At 54.5% G+C, this 503-nt stretch carries 1 protein-coding gene; it reads right to left on the bottom strand.

Annotation, left to right across the window (positions count from 1 at the left end; all coding sequences use genetic code 11):
• Positions 1 to 348 precede the first annotated feature (348 nt).
• Positions 349 to 503: bluetail domain-containing putative surface protein (locus KW842_RS27925; protein WP_373925246.1), on the bottom strand; the 155-nt coding region annotated here is incomplete at its 5' end.

Below are 503 nucleotides of genomic sequence, written 5' to 3'. Positions count from 1 at the left end.
CCAGCTGCGATCGTAGCGACCGAAGCGCCGGTGCTCAGCCAGGACTGCAGGCCCAATGGATCGGCTGGACGATTGAAGTACGCTACGTACAGGGTTTGAATTTCAGTCGCGGTAGCGGCAGTAGTGGCAGCCATTGATATAACTCCTAAGGATTAATAAATTTCCTGCGTCGCAGCACAATCGCTTGCAGTAGCACGGCAGCCATAGTGGCAGAAGTCTTTACAGGTTTACGTGACGAGCGTCACATCCTTGGCCACTGGACGAAAAAAACCCCGGCACCGAAGTGCCGGGGTTCTGGGGCCTTACGAGCCCTCTTCTATGCAAGCAAGAGGGCCATCTCCGAAGAGATTACACCAGTGCTGCGGTAGCGAAGGTGGCGTTCCAGCTCAGGCTGTCACCATTGATGCCGGTCAGCTTAACGATCGAATCCGTACCGTTATCGAAGGCAGCAGTATGAGTACCGTTGTCAACAACAACGTAGGTGTCGCCTTTGAAGCTGAACC

The sequence above is a fragment of the Duganella sp. sic0402 genome (assembly GCF_019219065.1).
Taxonomy (GTDB): domain Bacteria; phylum Pseudomonadota; class Gammaproteobacteria; order Burkholderiales; family Burkholderiaceae_D; genus Rugamonas.
The sequence above is the reverse complement of the archived record's forward strand: the minus strand, read 5'-3'. Positions and strand labels throughout refer to the sequence as shown.